Origin of the sequence: Novacetimonas cocois (assembly GCF_003311635.1) — a bacterium.
Classification (GTDB): Bacteria; Pseudomonadota; Alphaproteobacteria; order Acetobacterales; family Acetobacteraceae; genus Novacetimonas; species Novacetimonas cocois.
Genome location: NZ_QEXL01000017.1, coordinates 362 through 19,081 on the forward strand (window position 1 = coordinate 362; position 18,720 = coordinate 19,081).

Below are 18,720 nucleotides of genomic sequence, written 5' to 3' on the forward strand. Positions count from 1 at the left end.
CGCCAAGCCGCTGGACACCGCGCTGATCGAGCAGCTGGCGCGCAACCATGCCGTGCTGATCACCCTCGAGGAGGGCGCGCCCGGCGGGTTCGGCGCCTTCGTCATGATGCACCTTGCGAAAACCGGNCCTGCTGGACCGCGTGCGCTTCCGCCCCATGGCGCTGCCCGACCGCTTCATCGACCACAACACCCAGACCGCACAGTATCACGAGGCAGGCCTCGACGCGCAGGCGATCNGTGGACACGGCACTGGGCGCGCTGGGGCGTTCCCCATCGCAGCAGATGGCCTGATCCGGAAAAAACGGCAGTGGCAAAGCGGCGCGTGGACCAGATGCTGGTTGATCGGGGACTTGTCGAGACGCGGACGCGTGCGCAGGCGCTGATAATGGCCGGTCTGGTATTCGCGCCCAACCGCCGTATCGACAAGCCGGGCGACCAGCTGCCCGAGGATGTGCCGTTGACGGTCAAGGGGCAGGATCACCCGTGGGTTTCGCGCGGGGGGATCAAGCTGGCGCACGGGCTGGAGCATTTCGGTTTCTCGCCCGAGGGCCTGACCTGCCTTGATGTCGGCGCGTCCACGGGTGGTTTTACCGATGTCCTGCTGAATAACGGCGCGGCAAAGGTTTATGCCGTCGATGTGGGACATGGGCAGATCGCATGGAAGCTGCGCAATGATCCCAGGGTTGTCGTGCTGGAAAAATGCAATGCCCGGCACCTGACGTCGCAGGTGATACCTGATCCCATCGGCGCGCTGGTCTGTGACGCCAGCTTTATCGGGCTGCGGACCGTCCTGCCCGCGGCGATGGAACTGTGCATGCCCGGCGCATGGGCCATCGCCCTGATCAAGCCGCAGTTCGAGGCGGGACGCGAGGCGATCGGCCCCAAGGGCGTCGTGCGCGACCCGGCGGTTCATGAAGCCGTATGCGCCACGATCCGCGATTGGTGGCAGTCGCTGGAGGGCTGGTCGGTTGTCGGTATCGAACCCAGCCCGATTACCGGGCCGGAAGGAAATCGTGAATTCCTGATCGCCGCGCGCAGGGACGCCTGATCCACGGTCGCTTTTGACCGGGCAGATGTGGTAGGGAGCGGCAATTCCCGCTTTCGCGCACCTGTCCCTGTCTGAACGTTAAGGCGTCTTTCGCTATGTCCATCGCTCCTCCCCTTTATGCCCGCCCCGTTCGGGAGGCCGCATCGGCTGCGGCGCTTACCGATGATGAACGTAGCCGGATCCTTGCCAAGTCGGCGCAGTTCGCCCCGCCATCCGCCGTGCTGCCGGACGGACGGCGTGACCTGGTAGGACTGTCGCGCGCGGAGCTGACGGAAATCCTGACGGAAATTGGCGAAAAGCCGTTTCGCACCAAACAGCTGTGGCACTGGATCTATCATCAGGGCGCGACCGATTTTTCGCGGATGAGCTCGATTGCCAGACCTTTGCAGGAAAAGCTGGCGGAACGTTTTGTCGTTGGACGCCCGCAGGCTGCCACGGTCCAGACCTCCCGCGACGAGACGCGCAAGTTCCTGTTCCGTTTTCGCGACGGACAGGAGGCGGAGACCGTCTATATCCCCGACCGGCGGGAGGATCGGGGCGCGGTGTGCATTTCATCACAGGTCGGATGCACGCTTTCGTGCACGTTCTGTCATACCGGCACGCAGGGGCTTGTCCGCAATCTGGGTGCTGCTGAAATCGTGGGCCAGTTCATGGCCGCCCGCGACAGCTATGGCGAATGGCCCAGCCCCAAGGGGGAAACGCCCCGCCTGCTGTCCACCATCGTGCTGATGGGCATGGGCGAGCCGCTGTACAATTACGAAAACATCGCCAAGGCCATGAAAATCATCATGGATGGCGAAGGGATCGGCCTGTCGCGCCGGCGGATTACCCTGTCCACGTCCGGCGTCATTCCGATGATGGATCAGTGTGGCGAGGAACTTGGCATCAATCTTGCCATTTCCCTGCATGCGGTGCGTGACGACCTGCGCGACGAACTGGTGCCGCTGAACCGCAAATACCCGATTGCCGACCTGATCGCCGCCTGCCGCCGTTACCCGGCGGCCAGCAATGCGCGACGCATCACTTTTGAATACATCATGCTGCGCGGTGTGAACGACAGCGAGGCCGATGCCCGCGAACTGGTGCGCCTGATTTCGGGCATCCCGGCAAAGGTCAACCTCATCCCCTTCAACCCGTGGCCCGGCAGCCGTTTTCAGCCCTCCACCCGCGAACAGCTCGACCGTTTCGCGGCTATCGTCATGGATGCGGGCTTTGCCTCGCCCATCCGCATGCCGCGTGGACGCGATATCCTTGCCGCCTGCGGGCAGCTTCGCACCGAAAGCCAGCGCGCGCGTCGTTCGTCCGGCGCGCCGGGTGCGGAAAATACATAAGCCATAATCGCCGTCCGCACGGTCCCGGCTGCGTCGGGATGCCCATAAAACCTCGGCTGGCTTCTGGTCGTCGGGGCTTTGTGGTGCTAGGACGGCATGCTGCCGACAGGGTGGTCGGCAGGAAATTTCAGTTTTGTCGACAGGAGACCTCTCCCCATGGCCGCCAAGGACGTCAAGAAGGTTGTGCTCGCCTATTCAGGCGGTCTCGATACGTCCGTGATTCTTCGATGGTTACAGACCACCTATGGGTGCGAGGTCGTGACCTTTACCGCCGACCTTGGTCAGGGCGAGGAACTGGAACCCGCGCGCAGGAAAGCCGAGATGTTCGGCGTGAAGGAGATCTTTGTCGAGGATCTGCGCGAAACCTTCGTCAAGGATTTCGTTTTCCCGATGTTCCGGGCGAATGCGCTGTACGAAGGGCAGTACCTGCTTGGCACGTCCATCGCGCGGCCGCTGATCGCGCAGCGCCAGATCGAGATTGCCGAACAGGTCGGCGCCGATGCGGTGGCGCATGGCGCGACCGGCAAGGGCAATGACCAGGTGCGTTTCGAACTGGCCTATTACGCGCTGAAGCCCGACATCACCGTGATCGCGCCATGGCGTGAATGGGACCTGACGTCGCGCACGCGCCTGCTGGCCTTTGCCGAGGAGCACCAGATCCCCATCGCCAAGGACAAGCGGGGCGAGGCCCCCTTCTCTGTCGATGCAAACCTGTTGCACTCCTCCTCGGAAGGGAAGCTGCTGGAAGATCCGGCCATCGGACCGGATGAAATCGTCTTCCAGCGGACCATTTCGCCCGAAGCCGCACCGGACGTGGCGACGGAAATCACGATCGATTTCGTCTCAGGCGATCCGGTCGCCCTGAATGGTGAGGCCCTTTCGCCCGCAACGCTGCTGACGCGCCTGAATGAACTGGGTCGCGCCAACGGTATCGGACGGCTGGATCTGGTGGAAAACCGTTTCGTGGGCATGAAGTCGCGCGGCATCTATGAAACGCCGGGCGGCACCATCCTGCTGACGGCGCATCGCAGCATCGAAAGCATCACGCTCGACCGCGAGGCCATGCACCTCAAGGACAGCCTGATGCCGCGTTATGCCGAGATCATCTATAATGGCCTGTGGTTCTCGCCAGAGCGGCGGATGCTCCAGGCGCTGATCGACCAGAGCCAGCATTCGGTGAGCGGACGCGTGCGTCTGAAGCTGTACAAGGGCAACGTCATCTGTGTCGGTCGCGAAAGCCCCAACAGCCTGTATGATACGCGTGTCGTCACGTTCGAGGATGACGAAGGCGCGTACAATCAGGCCGATGCGCAGGGCTTCATCCGCCTTAACGCCCTGCGCCTGCGTCTTGGGGCCAAGATCGGGCGTCGTGGCGGCGCCCTCTGAGGCATTGCATCGTTCATCTTCATTAGCCGAGGTGTCATGAAACGTTTTTCACGCGTCATTCCCTTTCTTCTGGCGACTGCGCTGGCGGTGCCGCTGGTCGCATGTGGTGGAAGCAAAAAACATGATGAGCCGGACCTGACCCCAGCCCAGTTCATGGCGAACGTGAAGACGCAGCCCGGCGTGAAGGTCCTGCCGGACGGACTGGCCTACAAGGTGCTGAAGTCCGGTCCGAAGGACGGGGCGCAGGCCACGGTCAATGACAGCGTCATGGTGATTTACGAAGGTCGCCTGCCGGATGGCGGTATTTTCGACAGCTCTGACCAGCACGGGCATGGCGCCTATATGCAGATGCCGCTGGAAATGGTCATCAAGGGCTGGCAGGAAGCGGTTCCCATGATGCATGTGGGCGATACGTGGATGCTGTATGTCCCGCCTGAACTGGGTTACGGCCACAGGTCCATGGGAATCATCCCGCCTGACAGTCCCCTGATCTTCAAGATCCAGCTGCTGGGTGTTTCGCGCACGCGCTGATATCGCCTGCACCGCCCGTCAGGATCGGCGATAGACCATAAAACGCCATCAGAAGGGATTCTGGTGGCGTTTTTCATGTCCTCTTCAATCGCGCGTGCTATCGTAACGCATGCTGACTTTTACAAACATGCGTCGTGTCGCGCGACGTGCGGTCCTCTTCTGTCTGGGGGGCATGATACTGACGGCATGTTCGGGCAAGCATGAGGGGGCGGCACGCTATCGCACCAACTGCGGGATCTGCCATCATGGTGGCGAAGGCATGAAGGGGGAGATCCCCCCGCTGATCGGGCGGATCGACCTGATCGCCGCCACGGCCGAAGGACGGCATTATCTGGCCGATGTGCTGCTCAACGGCCTGAATGGCCCGCTGGATATCCGGGGCGTGCATTATAATTTTTCCATGCCCTCCTTCAGGAACCGCCTGTCCGATCACGAAATCGCCTCCATCCTGACGTATCTGGCGGCACGTGGTGATTCGGCCCGGCCGCCCGTTTTCACGGCGGAGGAAATCGCCGCGCTGCGGGCGCATCCCCTTCCCCCCAGCGCCGTGGCGGATGAGCGTCGCCGCCTTGATGGGATTCATCGTCTCCCCTGATATCAACGCGCTTGACGTCGGGGCGGTAAAGAGCGGAAAACAGCGATATGCGACGCATATTTTCCGGCATCCAGCCGACTGGTGTTCCGCAGCTTGGCAACTATCTCGGTGCGATACGCAACTGGGTCGGGCTGCAACGCGACAACGAATGTATTTTCTGCCTGGTGGACATGCACGCCATCACCGTCTGGCAGGACCCCAAAGCCCTGCGGGAGCAGACGCTGGCGCAGACGGCGGTGCTGCTGGCCTCTGGCATCGATGTGCAGCGCCATATCCTGTTCAATCAGTCCGCAGTGACGGCGCATGCGCGTCTTGCATGGATTTTCAACTGCGTCGCCCGTCTGGGGTGGTTGAATCGCATGACGCAGTTCAAGGACAAGGCGGGCAAGGACCGTGAAAACCATTCGGCGGGGCTGTATGTCTATCCCGACCTGATGGCGGCGGATATCCTGACCTACAAGGCCACGGCGGTGCCTGTAGGCGATGACCAGAGGCAGCATCTGGAACTGACCAACGATATCGCACAGAAATTCAACCACGATTACGGCCTTGAATTCTTCCCGACTGTCGAGGCCCTGATCCCCCCGCAGGGGGCACGTGTCATGAGCCTGCGCGACGGCACGAAAAAGATGTCCAAGTCCGATCCATCCGCACAGAGCCGGATCGAGATGACGGATGACGCCGATACGATCGCGTTGAAGATACGTCGTGCCAAGACGGACCCGGAACCCCTGCCCAGCGAAGAGGCCGGTCTGGAAAGCCGTCCCGAAGCCCGTAATCTGGTGACGATTTATGCGACGATGCAGGGATGCAGCATACAGGACGTCCTGAACCGGCATGGGGGTGAGGGTTTTGGTCCCTTCAAGAAAGCCCTGACGGATGTGCTGGTGCAGCATATCGCCCCCATCGCGGACGAGACGACCCGCCTGCTGAAGGAGCCGGGCTTTCTGCAGGATACATTGCGCGACGGTGCCCGGCGCGCCCGCACGATCGCGGAACCCATCGTGTCCGAAGCCGAATCCCTTGTCGGATTCTTAAAATAAACCGGGAGAACGCCATGCGTCAGGAACTGCACAGCCTGCATGTCAGGACGCATGGCAAGGGGCTGGTTTCCATTACCCGCGCGGTGCTGGACTGGGTCGCGGCAACGGGGATCGAGACCGGCCTGCTGACGTTATGGTGCCGTCACACGTCAGCCAGCCTGACGGTGCAGGAAAATGCAGATCCCACCGTGCAGGAGGACATCGCACGGTATTTCGAGGCCCTGGTGCCCGAAGATCCCACCCGTTACATCCATGATGACGAAGGGCCGGATGATATGCCCGCCCATCTGCGCACCATGCTGACCAATACGCAGCTGTCGATTCCGGTGGCAGATGGCCGACCGGTAATGGGGACGTGGCAGGGCCTGTACCTGTTCGAACACCGGCGCATGGCGCACCGGCGCGAAATCGTCCTGCATATCATCGGGAACTGAGCGGCCGTCTGCCCCATATCCCCTGCCCTGCCCGGCAGGGGCACTGGATCATGCCGTCAGGATGGCGGCATGATGGGTGATATGATCCTCGATGAATGACTGGATGAACCAGTAGGAGTGGTCGTATCCCTTATGATGGCGTAACCGCAGCGCCTGCCCCGCCCTTGCCGCGGCATTGCTGAACAGGTCCGGACGCAGCTGTGTCTGGAGGAACTGGTCCGCATCCCCCTGATCGATAAGGATGGTGGTGGGATGCGTATGTCCCGCCTCAAGCAGCAGCGTCGCATCATGCCTGGCCCATGCGGAGCGGTCCTGCCCCAGATAGGTCGAAAAGGCCTTTTCCCCCCATGGCACGACAGCCGGATGGACGATCGGCGCGAAGGCGGAGACGGACTTCCATGCCTGTGGCGCGCGAAGGGCATGGACCAGCGCCCCGTGTCCCCCCATGGAATGACCCATGATGCCCCGGCGCGTCCCGTCCAGTGCGAACAGCCGCTGCGTAAGTTCGGGCAGTTCCTCGGCAACATAGCTGCCCATGCGGTAATGGGCGTTCCACGGCGCGCGGGTGGCATCAAGGTAGAACCCCGCCCCGGTGCCAAGGTCATAGGATTCGTCCTCCCCCGGCACGCCCGCGCCACGTGGGGACGTATCGGTCGCCACCAGCGCGATGCCATGCCGCGCGGCGAAGCGGATGACGTTGGACTTGATGAGGAATGTTTCCTCGGTACAGGTCAGTCCCGCAAGCAGATGGATGACCGGCGCGCGCCGTGCCTGTGTCGCCCCCGCCGGCATGAAGACGGCAAAGTGTGCCTCCAGCCCCAGCGTGCGGGAGGCATGGCTGTAAAAGCCCACATGTCCTCCGCAGCAGGCATGTTCCGCGCGAACCGTCAGTTCCTTGCCGGGATCGGACAGGATCATGCCACTCATGATCAGAATTCGACCACTGTGCGGATGCTTTCGCCCCGCGTCATCATGTCGAATCCTTCATTGATGCGTTCCAGCGGCAGGCGATGGGTGATCAGGTCATCGATATCGATGCGGTTTTCCATGTACCAGTCCACGATTTTGGGCACATCGGTACGACCGCGCGCGCCACCAAAGGCCGATCCGATCCAGCGCCGCCCGGTCACAAGCTGGAACGGACGCGTGCTGATTTCCTGTCCCGCGCCCGCGACGCCAATAATGGTGGAAACACCCCACCCGCGATGCGCGCATTCCAGCGCCTGGCGCATCAGCGTGGGATTGCCGACGCATTCAAAGGAATAATCGGCGCCGCCGCCTGTCAGCTCGACAAGATGCCCCACGATGTCGCCATTGGGACCAAGGTCGTTGGGATTGACGAAATCGGTCATGCCAAACTTCCGGGCAATGGCTTCGCGCGCGGGATTGATGTCGACGCCGATGATTTTGTCCGCCCCTACCATCTTCGCGCCCTGGATGACATTCAGCCCGATCCCGCCAAGCCCGAAGACAACGACCGAGGCCCCGGCCTCCACCTTTGCGGTGAACAGCACGGCGCCGATGCCGGTCGTCACGCCGCAACCGATATAGAAGACCTTGTCAAAGGGGGCGTCGGGACGGATTTTCGCCAGCGCGATTTCCGGCAGGACCGTATAGTTCGCAAAGGTGGAACATCCCATGTAATGGTGGATCGGCTTCCCCTTGAAGGAAAAGCGCGAGGTGCCGTCCGGCATGACGCCCTTGCCCTGGGTGGAGCGGATGGCGGTGCACAGGTTGGTCTTGCGCGACAGGCACGATTTGCATTCGCGACATTCGGGTGTGTAGAGCGGGATGACATGGTCGCCGGGCTTCAGATGCCGCACGCTCGGACCGACCTCGACCACGACGCCCGCCCCTTCATGGCCCAGAATGGCGGGAAACAGCCCTTCGGGGTCCGCGCCGGACAGGGTGTACTTATCGGTGTGGCACAGGCCGGTTGCCTTGATTTCCACCAGGACTTCCCCCTCCCGGGGGCCTTCCAGCTGGACGGTCTCGATTTCCAGTGGTTTCCCGGCTTCGAACGCGACGGCTGCCCTGACATCCATAGATCTTTAAACCCTTTGCAATAAGGAAACGGGAGTGGCTGTTGCGGTCATAAGAAACGCTCCCGCCCTGATACGTCAATGATGTTGGAACAGCGTCGCCGCTGATGGCGGGTATTACAAATTATACAATCGTGAGGCCGCGGCGTTTTATCGCGCGACGATATGGTATGTGCACAAAACTGGTACGCCTTTCGGGGCGACCGGCTGTTTTCGTCGGCTTCATCCATTTCGGGACATTATCCAGATGATCGTGAATCGCAGGATCGGATTGTGGATCCTTATGCGCGAAAGCCTCCTGTCCCTTGTGCTGCTGGCGGCATGGGACATCGTGGTTGTCGTCATGTTCCAGATCTATCACCAGGACTGGATGGAACAGCCAACGCTGCCGATTTCGCTTATCGGCTCGGCGCTGGTCCTGTTCATGAGTTTCCGTAACAACACGGCCTATAACCGCTGGTGGGAGGCACGGACGCTGTGGGGGGCGGTCACCAACAACAGCCGTTCCTTTGGCCGTCAGGTCGGCACGATCCTGCAGGGCTGCCCTGAACTGGCGCGCGCGATGGCGGCCTATCCCCATGCCCTGCGCGGCGCGCTGGGGCGCACGGACACGATGGAGGATGTCAGGCGGCTTCTGCCGGAGGACATGCTGCGCGGGATCGAGGGACACGTGAACATTCCCGCCGCGATCCTGTTCCAGCTGGGCCGTGGCGTCGATGCGCGCGCCCGCATGCTGGGCATAGACGGGGCGCTGCAGGGGCAGATCGACCGTATCCTTTCCGATCTGAGCAACGCGCAGGGCGGACTGGAGCGTATCCGCAACACGCCGCTGGCCATCCAGTTTTCCGTGCTGCCAAAGCTGGTGGCGGCGGTATTCTGCATTATCCTGCCGCTTTCGATGGTGCAGACGCTGGGATGGATCACGCCGCTGGGGTCGTCGCTGGTGGGACTGCTGTTCGTGGCGCTCGACAAGATCGGCAGCGACCTGCAGGAACCGTTTGCCTCCACCCCGCATGGCATGCCGATGCGCACCATCGCGCGCACCATCGAAATCGACCTGCTGCAGTCCTGCGGGGAGGAAGCGCCCCCGTCCCTTGCGCCGGTTCGCGGCGTGCAGTCCTGAAGACCGGGGCGCGCGTCGCCGGTGCTTTCGATCAGGTCAAGACATATGGGGAAATTTGTGCTACAAGAGATGTCATGAGCATGTTCAGAACGACCCCGAAGGGCAGTGTGACCGATGCAATGGCGCGGACCGCAGCAGCAGTGACCGCAGCCGAAGCCAAAAGCAGCAAGCCGGAAAAGGACGAGGATCCGTTCCGCGAAGGTGACGCCATCGTCTATGCGGCGCATGGCGTGGGACGGGTTGACCGAATCGGCATTGACGAAATCGCGGGCACGAAGCTGGAGATGATCCAGATTTCGTTTCCGGGCAACCAGATGACCCTGCGCATTCCCCTGTCGAAGGCGCGCAAGTCCGGGCTGCGCAAGATCGTCTCGCGCGAGATCGTGGACAAAGCCATGGCGATCATCAAGGGCAAGCCGCATGTCAGCCGTGGCATGTGGGCGCGTCGCGCCGTCGCCTATCAGGAAAAGATCAATTCCGGTGATCTGGTCCAGATCGCCGAGGTGCTGCGTGACCTGCGCCGCAATGTCGACAGCCTTGACGGCAGCTTCAGCGAACGCAAGCTGTTCGAAGCCGCGCAGGAACGTTTCGTGGCGGAAGTCGCCGTGCTGGAGGGCAAGGAGCCCGCGGCCGTCCTGGAAACGCTGACGGCTGTCATGAAGGCGGCCTGACCCCGTTTCGGGCCATCCCCGGACCAGAACCCCACGCCTGCCGGAAGATCTTCCGGCAGGCTTTTTCATGTCCTGATGCCAGGGGAAATGCCGGACGGACGGCTCTGCATTACCGGGTTCAGTAATTGAACTGGTAAAGAAGGCCGATGCTGCTGCCGGGATCGTTTTCAGGCGTGGTGAAGCCGGTGACATTCCCCCCCGTTCCCACCGTGGTATTCAGCTTGAGCCGTTTGGTAAGGTCCACCTGCACCTGCGCCTGCGTTCCCGATCCGGAAGTCGCCTGCTTGGCCCCGACATAGACCCCGCGCATGACATACTTCCCGGCCTCGATGCTGCCGGTGTCGTTGCCGCCTGAACCGTTGGACGAACTGCTCATCTGAAGACGGTCGAGATGCAGCGTCTTTCGGACGATGCCCAGCGGGTCAAAGGCAGAACCGCCGCTGATCGTGGCGATGGCAGAGGCGACCTGCGCCATCTGCGTGGCGGACAGGGACTGTGAATCGGTGCCGAACAGCAGGATCGCCAGTATCTGGTCCTGTGACAGTGGCGGGGTGGAGGAAAAGGTGATTTTCGGCGCGCTGGCATATCCCCCGACATTGAGGCGCGCGACCCCTTCGTTCGTGCTGCGCTCCGCGACGAAATCAAGGCTGGGGTCGATGCTGTGCGTCACGCCGATTCCGTCGAAGCCCACGTTGCCCTTGCTGAAATTGAGCGAGAACCCGCCCAGGGCAAAGCTTCCCCGCGTCATGGCGAATGCCCCGGTGATCAGGGGGGTATCGCTTGTGCCCCCCACCTGCAGGTGACCGTGCATTTCCGTATTCAGGCCATGTCCACGCACGAAGAACTGCCCCGGCGAACGGACATCCAGATTCAGTCCCACGATCAGCGGGGATTCATGGGGCTGTGCGACGGTTGTGGTGTCGGTGGGGCGGATGACATTCAGGTGCGCGACCGACGTGGGCAGTGAATCCGGAATATTGACATCCACGCGCGACAGGTTGATGTCCCCGCCCACATTGATGCGCGAGGCCAGCTGCCCCTTTATGCTGAGGTTCGTATCCAGCGTCGCGGTGATAAGGTCGCTTGCCAGAGGACGGGCGTTTCTGGCCGTGATCATCAGGTCAAGGGGCTGTCCCGGTTCCAGCAGGCCATAGGAACCGGCCGCCGTAATGGTGCCTTTCCCCGCCTGCGCGCTGAGTGACTGTATGACAAGGCGGCTGCCCTGCGCCAGCACGCTCCCCTTTATGGAGGAAAGCTGGATCCCCTGCGCGTAATCATGGAACGTGCCGTCCGCAAGGTCGAGCGTGCCTGTAATCAGGGGGCTGCGTGGCGTGCCGCGCACGTCCACGTTCATCCGCAACTGTCCCCCCGCCTGACGTGCCTGCGCCCCCAGATAGGCATTGGCCGCCGCCATGTCCATCACGCCACTCGAATGCAGCGCCAGCGCTCCGTTCATGTTTGTCGGGGCGCTTCCCTTCAGTGTCAGGCCGATCTGGCGGCCGGCATTCAGGCTGGCGTCGATCTGGGCCTGTGCGCCATTCAGCACTGCGGTGGCGTCCAGATTGGCGGCCGCCAGGGAAGACGTATAATCCGTATGATATTTCAGGCCATCCGCCCGAAGCGAGATACGCCCCCCCGGCCGCGCGAGCGTCCCGGTCAGCCGTGCCTGTGCGGAGATTTCGCCATCGGCACGCAATGTGGGCATGAGGGGCCGCAACAGGGACGGAGTAACGTGCGTGACGTCCGCTTTCAGATCCAGCGTCGGCCGGATGCCACCCGCGATATCAATGTCCGCAGCCTGTCCCTGTGGTGCGGAGAGCGTTGCGCGCAGGTGATCGACCCCCATCGTCGCGCCATAACTGACGGTGGCGGGGGCCAGCAGCTGCAGTCGTTCCCCCCGCGCTTCGGCAAGCAGGGTGCGGGCCGTGACCTTGTGTTCCGGCATATCCAGCAGCATCGCGGTATCAAGGGCTGCGGGGCCGAGCTGTTTCGTGGACAGGCGCGATGTTGCGCTGACCAGCAGCGCATTCAGCGGCCCCTTGGCCGTCACATGGGCATTGGCGTGGATGTCGGAGATGTCGGCATCATCCACCACCAAATCCAGATCGGGATGGGGGGCATCCACCGGGTCCCTGACGGTACCGCCCAGCGTCAGGCGACGGATATTCGCCCAGGGCGATCCGATGGCGCCATCCAGCTTTATCGATACGATCGGGGGGGCCTGATCGGTCCGCGCGCTGGTATGGATGCCGGTGGTGACATATCCCGTGATGCTGTGCCCCAGCAGGTCACGCCAGTCCGCCAGCCGCGCCATGCGCACGTCCATCGTGCCCGATGGCACCAGATGCCCCTTTGGCAGGGACATGTCCGCCTGTCCCGACAGGCTTTTCCATGAAAGCTGCGCCAGATGCAGGTGACGCACCTCGTCCGTGCCGGTCGTAAGGGCGGCGTCAAGGGCGACCGGCGCGTGGTCCAGCGTCCCCTTTATCGTGGCCTCCCCTTCCCTTACCGCAGGCAGGTGGCGGAAGTTCAGGTCCGTTGTCAGGTGTCCCGCCGGCTGGATCTGGGGTGTTCCGATCTGCGTTTCCGCGTGCAGGACGGCGGCAAGGTCATCGACCGGCCCCGTGGCCGTCAGGGTCAGGTCGCTTTGCCCCCGCAGGGAGGGCGCGAGTTTCTGAAGGTCATCGAGCATAAGTCTGGCCCGCAGGTCGAGCCGTGTCGGCGATGACAGGGTGATCGTGCCGTCGCCCGCATCCAGATGGAGTGCATGACCATCCACCTTCAGGGTTCTTACATGCACGCTGCGGGGGGAAGCATCCGTGGGCGGCAGGTCGGCCATGACCTGCAGGTGGCCCTCCCTGCCGATCAGGCCAACCGTCTGCGGCTGTCCGCCCGTGATCGACACCTGACCATCCAGCGCGGCGTGGCCGGGCATCTTGGCGCCGGGTATGTCAAAATCCGTCTGCAGATGCGCGTTTCCATCCAGCTTTGTCGCGGCCAGTCCCGCAAGGGGTGAAAGGTCGGGCAGGTCGATCGCCAGCGTTCCGTGCCGGGGAACGGCGGTGCGGACACTGCCCCTGATGTGCAGCAGATCGTGATTCAGCGCGATATCTGCAGGCGCCCCCTGTGCATCGGGATGCCATGCCAGGTCGATCGACACGGGCTGTGCCGCGAATATGGTGGGATGCGCGCCGGGTATGCGCAGTCCGTCAATATCCGCATGCACGTTCACGGCATCCTGCGCCGTCTGTCCCGTCAGGCCGCCGAAGACGGCATGCAGGGTGTTGAAGCCGATGGCCCCCTGATTCAGCTGCCCGATATCCAGACTGCCCCGGCCCGTGGGACGCTCCAGCGTTCCGCCCAGATCGGTTCGCAGGGCAATGGATTGCCATCCCGTATCCGGCCCCAGCATCATTGCCGGCGCATCCAGCGTGGCGTTCAGGCGCATCGCATGATGGATCAGGCCGACCTGTCCCTTGATATGGGCCTGCGCCGCGCCGGCCTGCATGGCAAAGACAAGGTTGCTGCGGTCGCGCGGGCCGCTCATGCTCAGGTCGAGGTCCAGCGGCGCCAGCATGGGAAGGTTGCTCAGCGTGGTCAGGAAGCCTTCACGTTCCTCATGCGCATGCACATCAAGCGCAAGCGTTCCGGTATCCAGACGTGTGCGCACCGACAGCAGCCCCGGATGATCCAGACGCCGGACCGAAAGGTCGATGTCGGCTGCGGGCAACGTGGCGACCGAAATGCCGTCGAGGACCGGGGCGATATCCGCCAGCCGGGCATGGCCGTCCAGGCTGAATGTCGATGGGACGCGTGCAAGTGGTGCGCCAACGTCGATGCGCGCGATATGGGCGTGGCGGATATCAACCCCGATATGGAGGTTGTCATTGTCCGGTCTGGACGGCGGGGAAGGATGCGCGGGATCTTCCTCGCTCAGCCTCGGGATGGAGAGATGCGCGATGGAGATGTTATCGACCACCGCCCGGCGCAGGAGCAGTCGCGTGGGGGACCAGTCCAGCGCCAGATTGTCGATCGCAAGCCATGTGCCGCGATAATCGTCGAGTTCCAGATGCGCGATGCGCAGGGCGTCGGGAAACCGGCCCGACAGCCCGGACAGCCGGACGCTGCCCCCCGTCAGGCCGGGCAGGCGACGTTCGATTTCATGGCGGCCCATGCCGGTATTGGCCCCCACCAGGATCAGGGCAACCGCCAGCACCACCAGCCCCGTCGGCACCGCGATGACCAGCCCGGCGACCTTGAGGAGCGCGCGGATGGTGAAGGTCCGGGCAGGCTTGTGCTCATCGCTCATCAGAACGTTTCTCCCAGCCCGACATACAGCTCCCACTTGTCGCCACGGGGCGGACGGTTCAGCGGGACGGCGATGTCAAGGCGTACCGGACCGATGGGGGTGTAATACCGCGCCCCGGCCCCCGCGCCTGCGCGCAGCGTGCCCTTGAACGGCGTGCTGCCGTCCGCGACCTGCCCCACGTCGATAAAGCCGACGGCCCCGAATTTCTGCAAGATGCGCTGACGGTATTCAAGGGAACCGGCATCCATGGATGTCCCGCCAATGGCATAGCGGCTGTGGGGGAACTGCGGCCCCACCCCCTGATAACGGTAACCGCGCACCGTCGCGCTGCCACCGGCATACAGTCGCTGATCGGGCGGGATGTCGAAGGTCGATGCCCCTTCCACATTGCCGATCGTCCCGCGTATGGCGAAAACGCTGCGCCCCGGCCGCGACAGCCCCAGATGCTTCAGGTCGAAATAGGTGGAAATCGTGGCCTGCATGATCGCGAAGAAGGATGTCCGGTGTTCCAGCGACACGGAAGGCGTGACGTTCATGTTGATGCGCACGCCATGCGTGGCGGGGGTGATCGGATTGTCGACGCCAGTCCCGTCATAGGTCGCGCTGAGTGGCAGCGAAGCGATGAAATAGTCGTTCGTCTGCGACATCTGGTCGATGCGTTCCTGTTCGATCTCCCCGCCAAAGGCGACGTTCCAGTGGGAACTGACGCGTCGCACCACGCCCGCGCGGGCCAGAAGGGCCGTCTGGCGATAGGAATACAGAAGCTGGCGGATCCATTCGATCCGGGCGCTGAGATTCTGGTTGCGCGACCCGAAATCCGGCTTCATCAGGTCCGCATACACGTCATAGCCCAGCCCCTGTTCCGCGGAACCGCCCAGCCCCGTCACCAGTGCGGTCAGGCGCAGGCGCTCGGCATTGCCGAACAGGTTGCGATGCGTCCACGACACGCCGGCGCGACCGCCAAGATCCGTCGAATACCCGCCTTCGACACCCACGCTGTGGCGCTTTGATTCGACGAACCTGAAGTCCAGAGGCAGCGTCCCGTCAGAGGCAAGCTGCTGGTCATGGCGCACCTGAACGTCGGAAAACACCCCCATCGATGACAGGCCCTGCCGCGCGGCCTCGATGCGCGAGGGCTGGTACAGTTCGCCCGGTGCAATGGTCAGGCGCCGCACGACATAGGCAGGATGGGTCCGGCGCAGGCCGCCGAAACCGAACGCCCCCAGATTGACGACCGGCCCGCGCATGATGGTAAAGGCAAGGTCGATGGTTTTGGTCTGCGGGCGAAGCCAGGCCTGCGGCGTGCCGACATCCGCCAGTGCGTATCCCTCTTCCGCCAGCGCCGTCTGCAGCTGTGACTGTGCTTTGAGAATATTGGCGGCGATCGCGGGATCGCCCGTCTTTATGCCCAGCGCCGCATTTTCGTGATCGTCCAGCCGGACGGGCGGCTGTCCCTTCGCCGGATTGAGGGTGATGACGCCGATATGGAACTGCGTTCCCTTGGTGATGGAGATGGTCAGTTCGAGTTTCTGGTTCGCCGGGATCGCCTGCATCCATTCCGGCAGGTCGGGGTCATGACCGTCCTGTGGCGTGCCCTCCCCCGTCTTGGATGCAATGGCCGCCTGTATGCGTATGTCCGGCGCGTAATAGCCAAAGCTTTCCAGCGCGCTGCGGATGCGGGCATAGTCATTGTGAATGCGCCCCACCAGGGCGAACGGGTTGACAGTATGTGTCTTCTGCAGGCCCAGCAGATCGGATGAAGCCCGCACGGCGGCATCAAGGTCGGCATTGCCGGTGGGGCGGATGACCGTGACATAGGGCTGTGGGTCCGCTGCACGCGCACCCGTCATGCCCGCCCACAGGACCGTCAGGGCCATGCCCCACAGTCGTGCATGGGACCGCCACAGTGAACCACAGATCGGAGTTCCGGTTTCATCCGGCGCAGGCCGGAAATGCCGTGTCGTCAGAAAATGACGAAAAAACGTCAAGTTGTCCCCGTTCTCGGTTCTGTCATTCGCCCACCTGCGTGATGCCCCTCAGACATGGAGTCTGCCCATGATGACGGAGGGAATCCCTCCCTTCGATATCTGCCATTCCCATGACGCATATTCAAACCCATATTCGCCTGAGGTCCGCTGTGGATCTGTCGTGAATGGATGATGGCGACGCCAGGGGCGGCCGTTGCGGTAAGGTCCGTGCCGGTATCGTTGGAACATTGCGGAATTATGAACGGGTTCCAATGAATCGGAGAAGAATTTTCAATCAGATGACCCCATTAGGCATCCTTCATGTGTCCGGATGATGGCGTTACTGTCGGACGCCCTGTTGGTGATGAACGCCATCAATGCGTCGTCTTCGGCCCATGGCGATATGTCAATGACCACCGCGATGTGGGGGGGATGCCGGACGGGGATGCATCATCCGGGGCAATTTCTGGCGCAATCCGTTCCCCCGCAGTCCCATAGGCATATTTCGACCCGGCCGCAGGCTACAGGGAAAATATGGCCACAACATGATGATTCGTGCCCCTGATCATCGCCCTGCACCATTGCCGTGGAAATCGTGCGCTGGATGCACGGCGTCCTTGACAAATCCCCTGCCCCATCCGTCATGATTGGCGGGACGGGAGATTTGGATTGATCGTCCCAATTGGGGGATAATGTCACGATATGGGGTCTTCATCCTTTATGACATGTGGTTTCGGGTCTTGACCATCCGCACGACACACCCGATGTGTTTGCGCCGCCACGCGGGATTGTCCCGCACGATGTCAAGGAACCCGTTCGCGTGAATGAGATGTCCCCCCTTCCATGCGTTCCCAGCGCGCAGTCCGGTAAACAGGCACGCGGGCTGCATGTCATTACATGGGGCTGTCAGATGAACGTCTATGACAGCGCGCGCATGACCGACGTGCTGCGTCCGCTTGGGTACAGGGCGGTGGACGCGCCCGACAACGCCGACATGATCATCCTCAATACATGTCACATCCGTGATCGCGCGGCGGAAAAGGTGTTTTCCGAACTCGGTCGGCTGCGTCTGGTCAAGGAAGCGCGCGCGCAGGCCGGGCACAAAACCGTTCTGGCCGTTGCGGGATGCGTGGCGCAGGCGGAAGGACGGGAGATACTGGCCCGCGCGCCCTATGTCGACATCGTGCTGGGGCCGCAGACCTATCATCGCCTGCCCGAAATGGTCGCCCGCGCCGCCCGTGCCGCAGGGGCCGTCATCGAGACGGATTTCCCCGTGGAGCAGAAATTCGACTTCCTGCCGCCCGAGCGCGAGGTCCCGGCCGGGGGGGCTGCTTTCCTGACCATTCAGGAAGGATGCGACAAATTCTGTTCCTTCTGCGTCGTGCCCTATACCCGCGGGGCGGAGGCCAGCCGCCCCGTGAACGCCGTGCTGGAGGAGGCGCGCAGGCTTGTGGCGCATGGCGTGAAGGAGATCACGCTGCTGGGGCAGAACGTCAACGCCTATCATGGCGAGGGACCGGATGGCGCGATCTGGGGGCTGGCCCGCCTGACGGCGGAACTGGCCGACGGGATCGGGGTGGCGCGCATCCGTTACACGACATCGCATCCGCGCGACATGGACGCCGACCTCATCGCGGCCCATCGTGACCAGCGCGCCCTCATGCCGTTCCTGCACCTGCCGGTACAGTCCGGCTCGGATCGGGTGCTGGCGGCGATGAACCGTGGCCATACCGCGCAGGAATACCGTGATCTGGTGACGCGCCTGCGCGCGGCGCGGCCCGACCTTGCCCTGTCGTCGGATTTCATCGTCGGCCATCCGGGCGAAACAGAGGATGATTTTGAACAGACGATGCAACTGATCCGCGACGTGGGCTTTGCTCAGGCATACTCGTTCAAATATTCCCCCCGTCCTGGAACCCCGGCGTCGGGCGCGGGCGGACAGGTGCCCGAGGAGGTCAAGGACGCGCGGCTGCAGAAACTGCAGGCGCTGCTGCGTGAACAGCAGGACGCCTTCAACGCGGCGACGGTGGGACGGCGCGTGTCCGTCCTGTTCACCGGCCGGGGTCGCAAGCCCGGACAGATTTCGGGGAAAAGCCCGTATCTGCAGGCGGTGCATGTCGATGGCCCCGACAGCCTGATCGGTCAGGTGGCGGAAGTCGATATCGTGAAGCTCTACACCAACTCGCTCGGTGGTGTTCTGACAGGGGAGACAGGCAAGGCTTGAGAGAACATGCGGCATC

14 protein-coding genes and 1 pseudogene are annotated in these 18,720 nt (G+C 62.8%); 11 read left to right on the forward strand and 4 right to left on the reverse strand.

What is annotated here, in order from left to right; genetic code table 11:
* The 8 genes and pseudogenes from NJLHNGOC_RS16405 to NJLHNGOC_RS12340 all read left to right on the forward strand — a co-directional run.
* Positions 1-291: pseudogene (locus tag NJLHNGOC_RS16405) on the forward strand (transketolase C-terminal domain-containing protein); the annotation flags it as partial.
* A 16-nt stretch (positions 292-307) separates the two neighbouring features.
* Entirely contained in the window at positions 308-1,048 is a 741-nt protein-coding gene (locus tag NJLHNGOC_RS12310; RefSeq protein ID WP_113596633.1) for a TlyA family RNA methyltransferase, read from the forward strand.
* A gap of 95 nt (positions 1,049-1,143) precedes the next feature.
* Positions 1,144-2,379, forward strand: coding sequence for a 23S rRNA (adenine(2503)-C(2))-methyltransferase RlmN (gene rlmN, locus NJLHNGOC_RS12315; protein WP_113596634.1), 1,236 nt, complete (start codon positions 1,144-1,146; stop codon positions 2,377-2,379).
* Positions 2,380-2,535: 156 nt separating this feature from the next.
* The gene (locus tag NJLHNGOC_RS12320; protein WP_110529511.1) at positions 2,536-3,765 is read left to right on the forward strand and encodes an argininosuccinate synthase; all 1,230 of its coding nucleotides are present in this window, start codon (positions 2,536-2,538) and stop codon (positions 3,763-3,765) included.
* Between the two features lie 36 nt (positions 3,766-3,801).
* Complete coding sequence (locus tag NJLHNGOC_RS12325) at positions 3,802-4,296, forward strand: FKBP-type peptidyl-prolyl cis-trans isomerase (protein ID WP_113596635.1); 495 nt, start codon at positions 3,802-3,804, stop codon at positions 4,294-4,296.
* A 109-nt stretch (positions 4,297-4,405) separates the two neighbouring features.
* Positions 4,406-4,891 carry a c-type cytochrome gene (locus NJLHNGOC_RS12330; protein WP_113596636.1) on the forward strand — a complete coding sequence of 162 codons (486 nt, stop codon included), beginning with the start codon at positions 4,406-4,408 and terminating at the stop codon, positions 4,889-4,891.
* A 47-nt stretch (positions 4,892-4,938) separates the two neighbouring features.
* Complete coding sequence (gene trpS / locus NJLHNGOC_RS12335) at positions 4,939-5,934, forward strand: tryptophan--tRNA ligase (protein WP_113596637.1); 996 nt, start codon at positions 4,939-4,941, stop codon at positions 5,932-5,934.
* Positions 5,935-5,948: 14 nt separating this feature from the next.
* Complete coding sequence (locus tag NJLHNGOC_RS12340) at positions 5,949-6,368, forward strand: secondary thiamine-phosphate synthase enzyme YjbQ (protein WP_113596638.1); 420 nt, start codon at positions 5,949-5,951, stop codon at positions 6,366-6,368.
* Between the two features lie 48 nt (positions 6,369-6,416).
* On the opposite strand, the gene fghA is transcribed toward NJLHNGOC_RS12340, so the two are convergent.
* On the reverse strand, positions 6,417-7,295 hold the full coding sequence (gene fghA, locus NJLHNGOC_RS12345) for an S-formylglutathione hydrolase (RefSeq protein ID WP_408890891.1): 879 nt from the start codon (positions 7,293-7,295) through the stop codon (positions 6,417-6,419).
* A gap of 2 nt (positions 7,296-7,297) precedes the next feature.
* Complete coding sequence (locus NJLHNGOC_RS12350) at positions 7,298-8,413, reverse strand: S-(hydroxymethyl)glutathione dehydrogenase/class III alcohol dehydrogenase (RefSeq protein WP_113596640.1); 1,116 nt, start codon at positions 8,411-8,413, stop codon at positions 7,298-7,300.
* Between the two features lie 244 nt (positions 8,414-8,657).
* Between NJLHNGOC_RS12350 and NJLHNGOC_RS12355 the strand changes: the two genes are divergently transcribed.
* Together NJLHNGOC_RS12355 and NJLHNGOC_RS12360 are read left to right on the forward strand one after the other, a co-directional pair.
* A complete protein-coding gene (locus NJLHNGOC_RS12355; RefSeq protein WP_113596641.1) occupies positions 8,658-9,533 on the forward strand; it encodes a bestrophin family protein in 876 nt (291 codons plus the stop codon).
* Positions 9,534-9,607: 74 nt separating this feature from the next.
* The gene (locus NJLHNGOC_RS12360) at positions 9,608-10,204 is read left to right on the forward strand and encodes a CarD family transcriptional regulator (RefSeq protein WP_110529486.1); all 597 of its coding nucleotides are present in this window, start codon (positions 9,608-9,610) and stop codon (positions 10,202-10,204) included.
* 118 nt (positions 10,205-10,322) lie between these two features.
* Here NJLHNGOC_RS12360 and NJLHNGOC_RS12365 read toward each other — a convergent pair whose 3' ends face one another.
* Both NJLHNGOC_RS12365 and NJLHNGOC_RS12370 read right to left on the reverse strand, forming a co-directional pair.
* Positions 10,323-14,513 (reverse strand): translocation/assembly module TamB domain-containing protein, encoded by a 4,191-nt coding sequence (locus tag NJLHNGOC_RS12365; protein ID WP_113596642.1) that lies wholly within the window; start codon positions 14,511-14,513, stop codon positions 10,323-10,325.
* The gene (locus tag NJLHNGOC_RS12370; protein ID WP_113596643.1) at positions 14,513-16,390 is read right to left on the reverse strand and encodes an autotransporter assembly complex protein TamA; all 1,878 of its coding nucleotides are present in this window, start codon (positions 16,388-16,390) and stop codon (positions 14,513-14,515) included. The genes NJLHNGOC_RS12365 and NJLHNGOC_RS12370 overlap by 1 nt, the downstream gene beginning before the upstream one ends.
* Before the next feature lie 919 nt (positions 16,391-17,309).
* Here NJLHNGOC_RS12370 and miaB point away from each other — a divergent pair.
* Positions 17,310-18,704, forward strand: a complete 1,395-nt coding sequence (gene miaB, locus NJLHNGOC_RS12375; protein ID WP_113596692.1) for a tRNA (N6-isopentenyl adenosine(37)-C2)-methylthiotransferase MiaB — start codon at positions 17,310-17,312, stop codon at positions 18,702-18,704.
* Positions 18,705-18,720 lie beyond the last annotated feature (16 nt).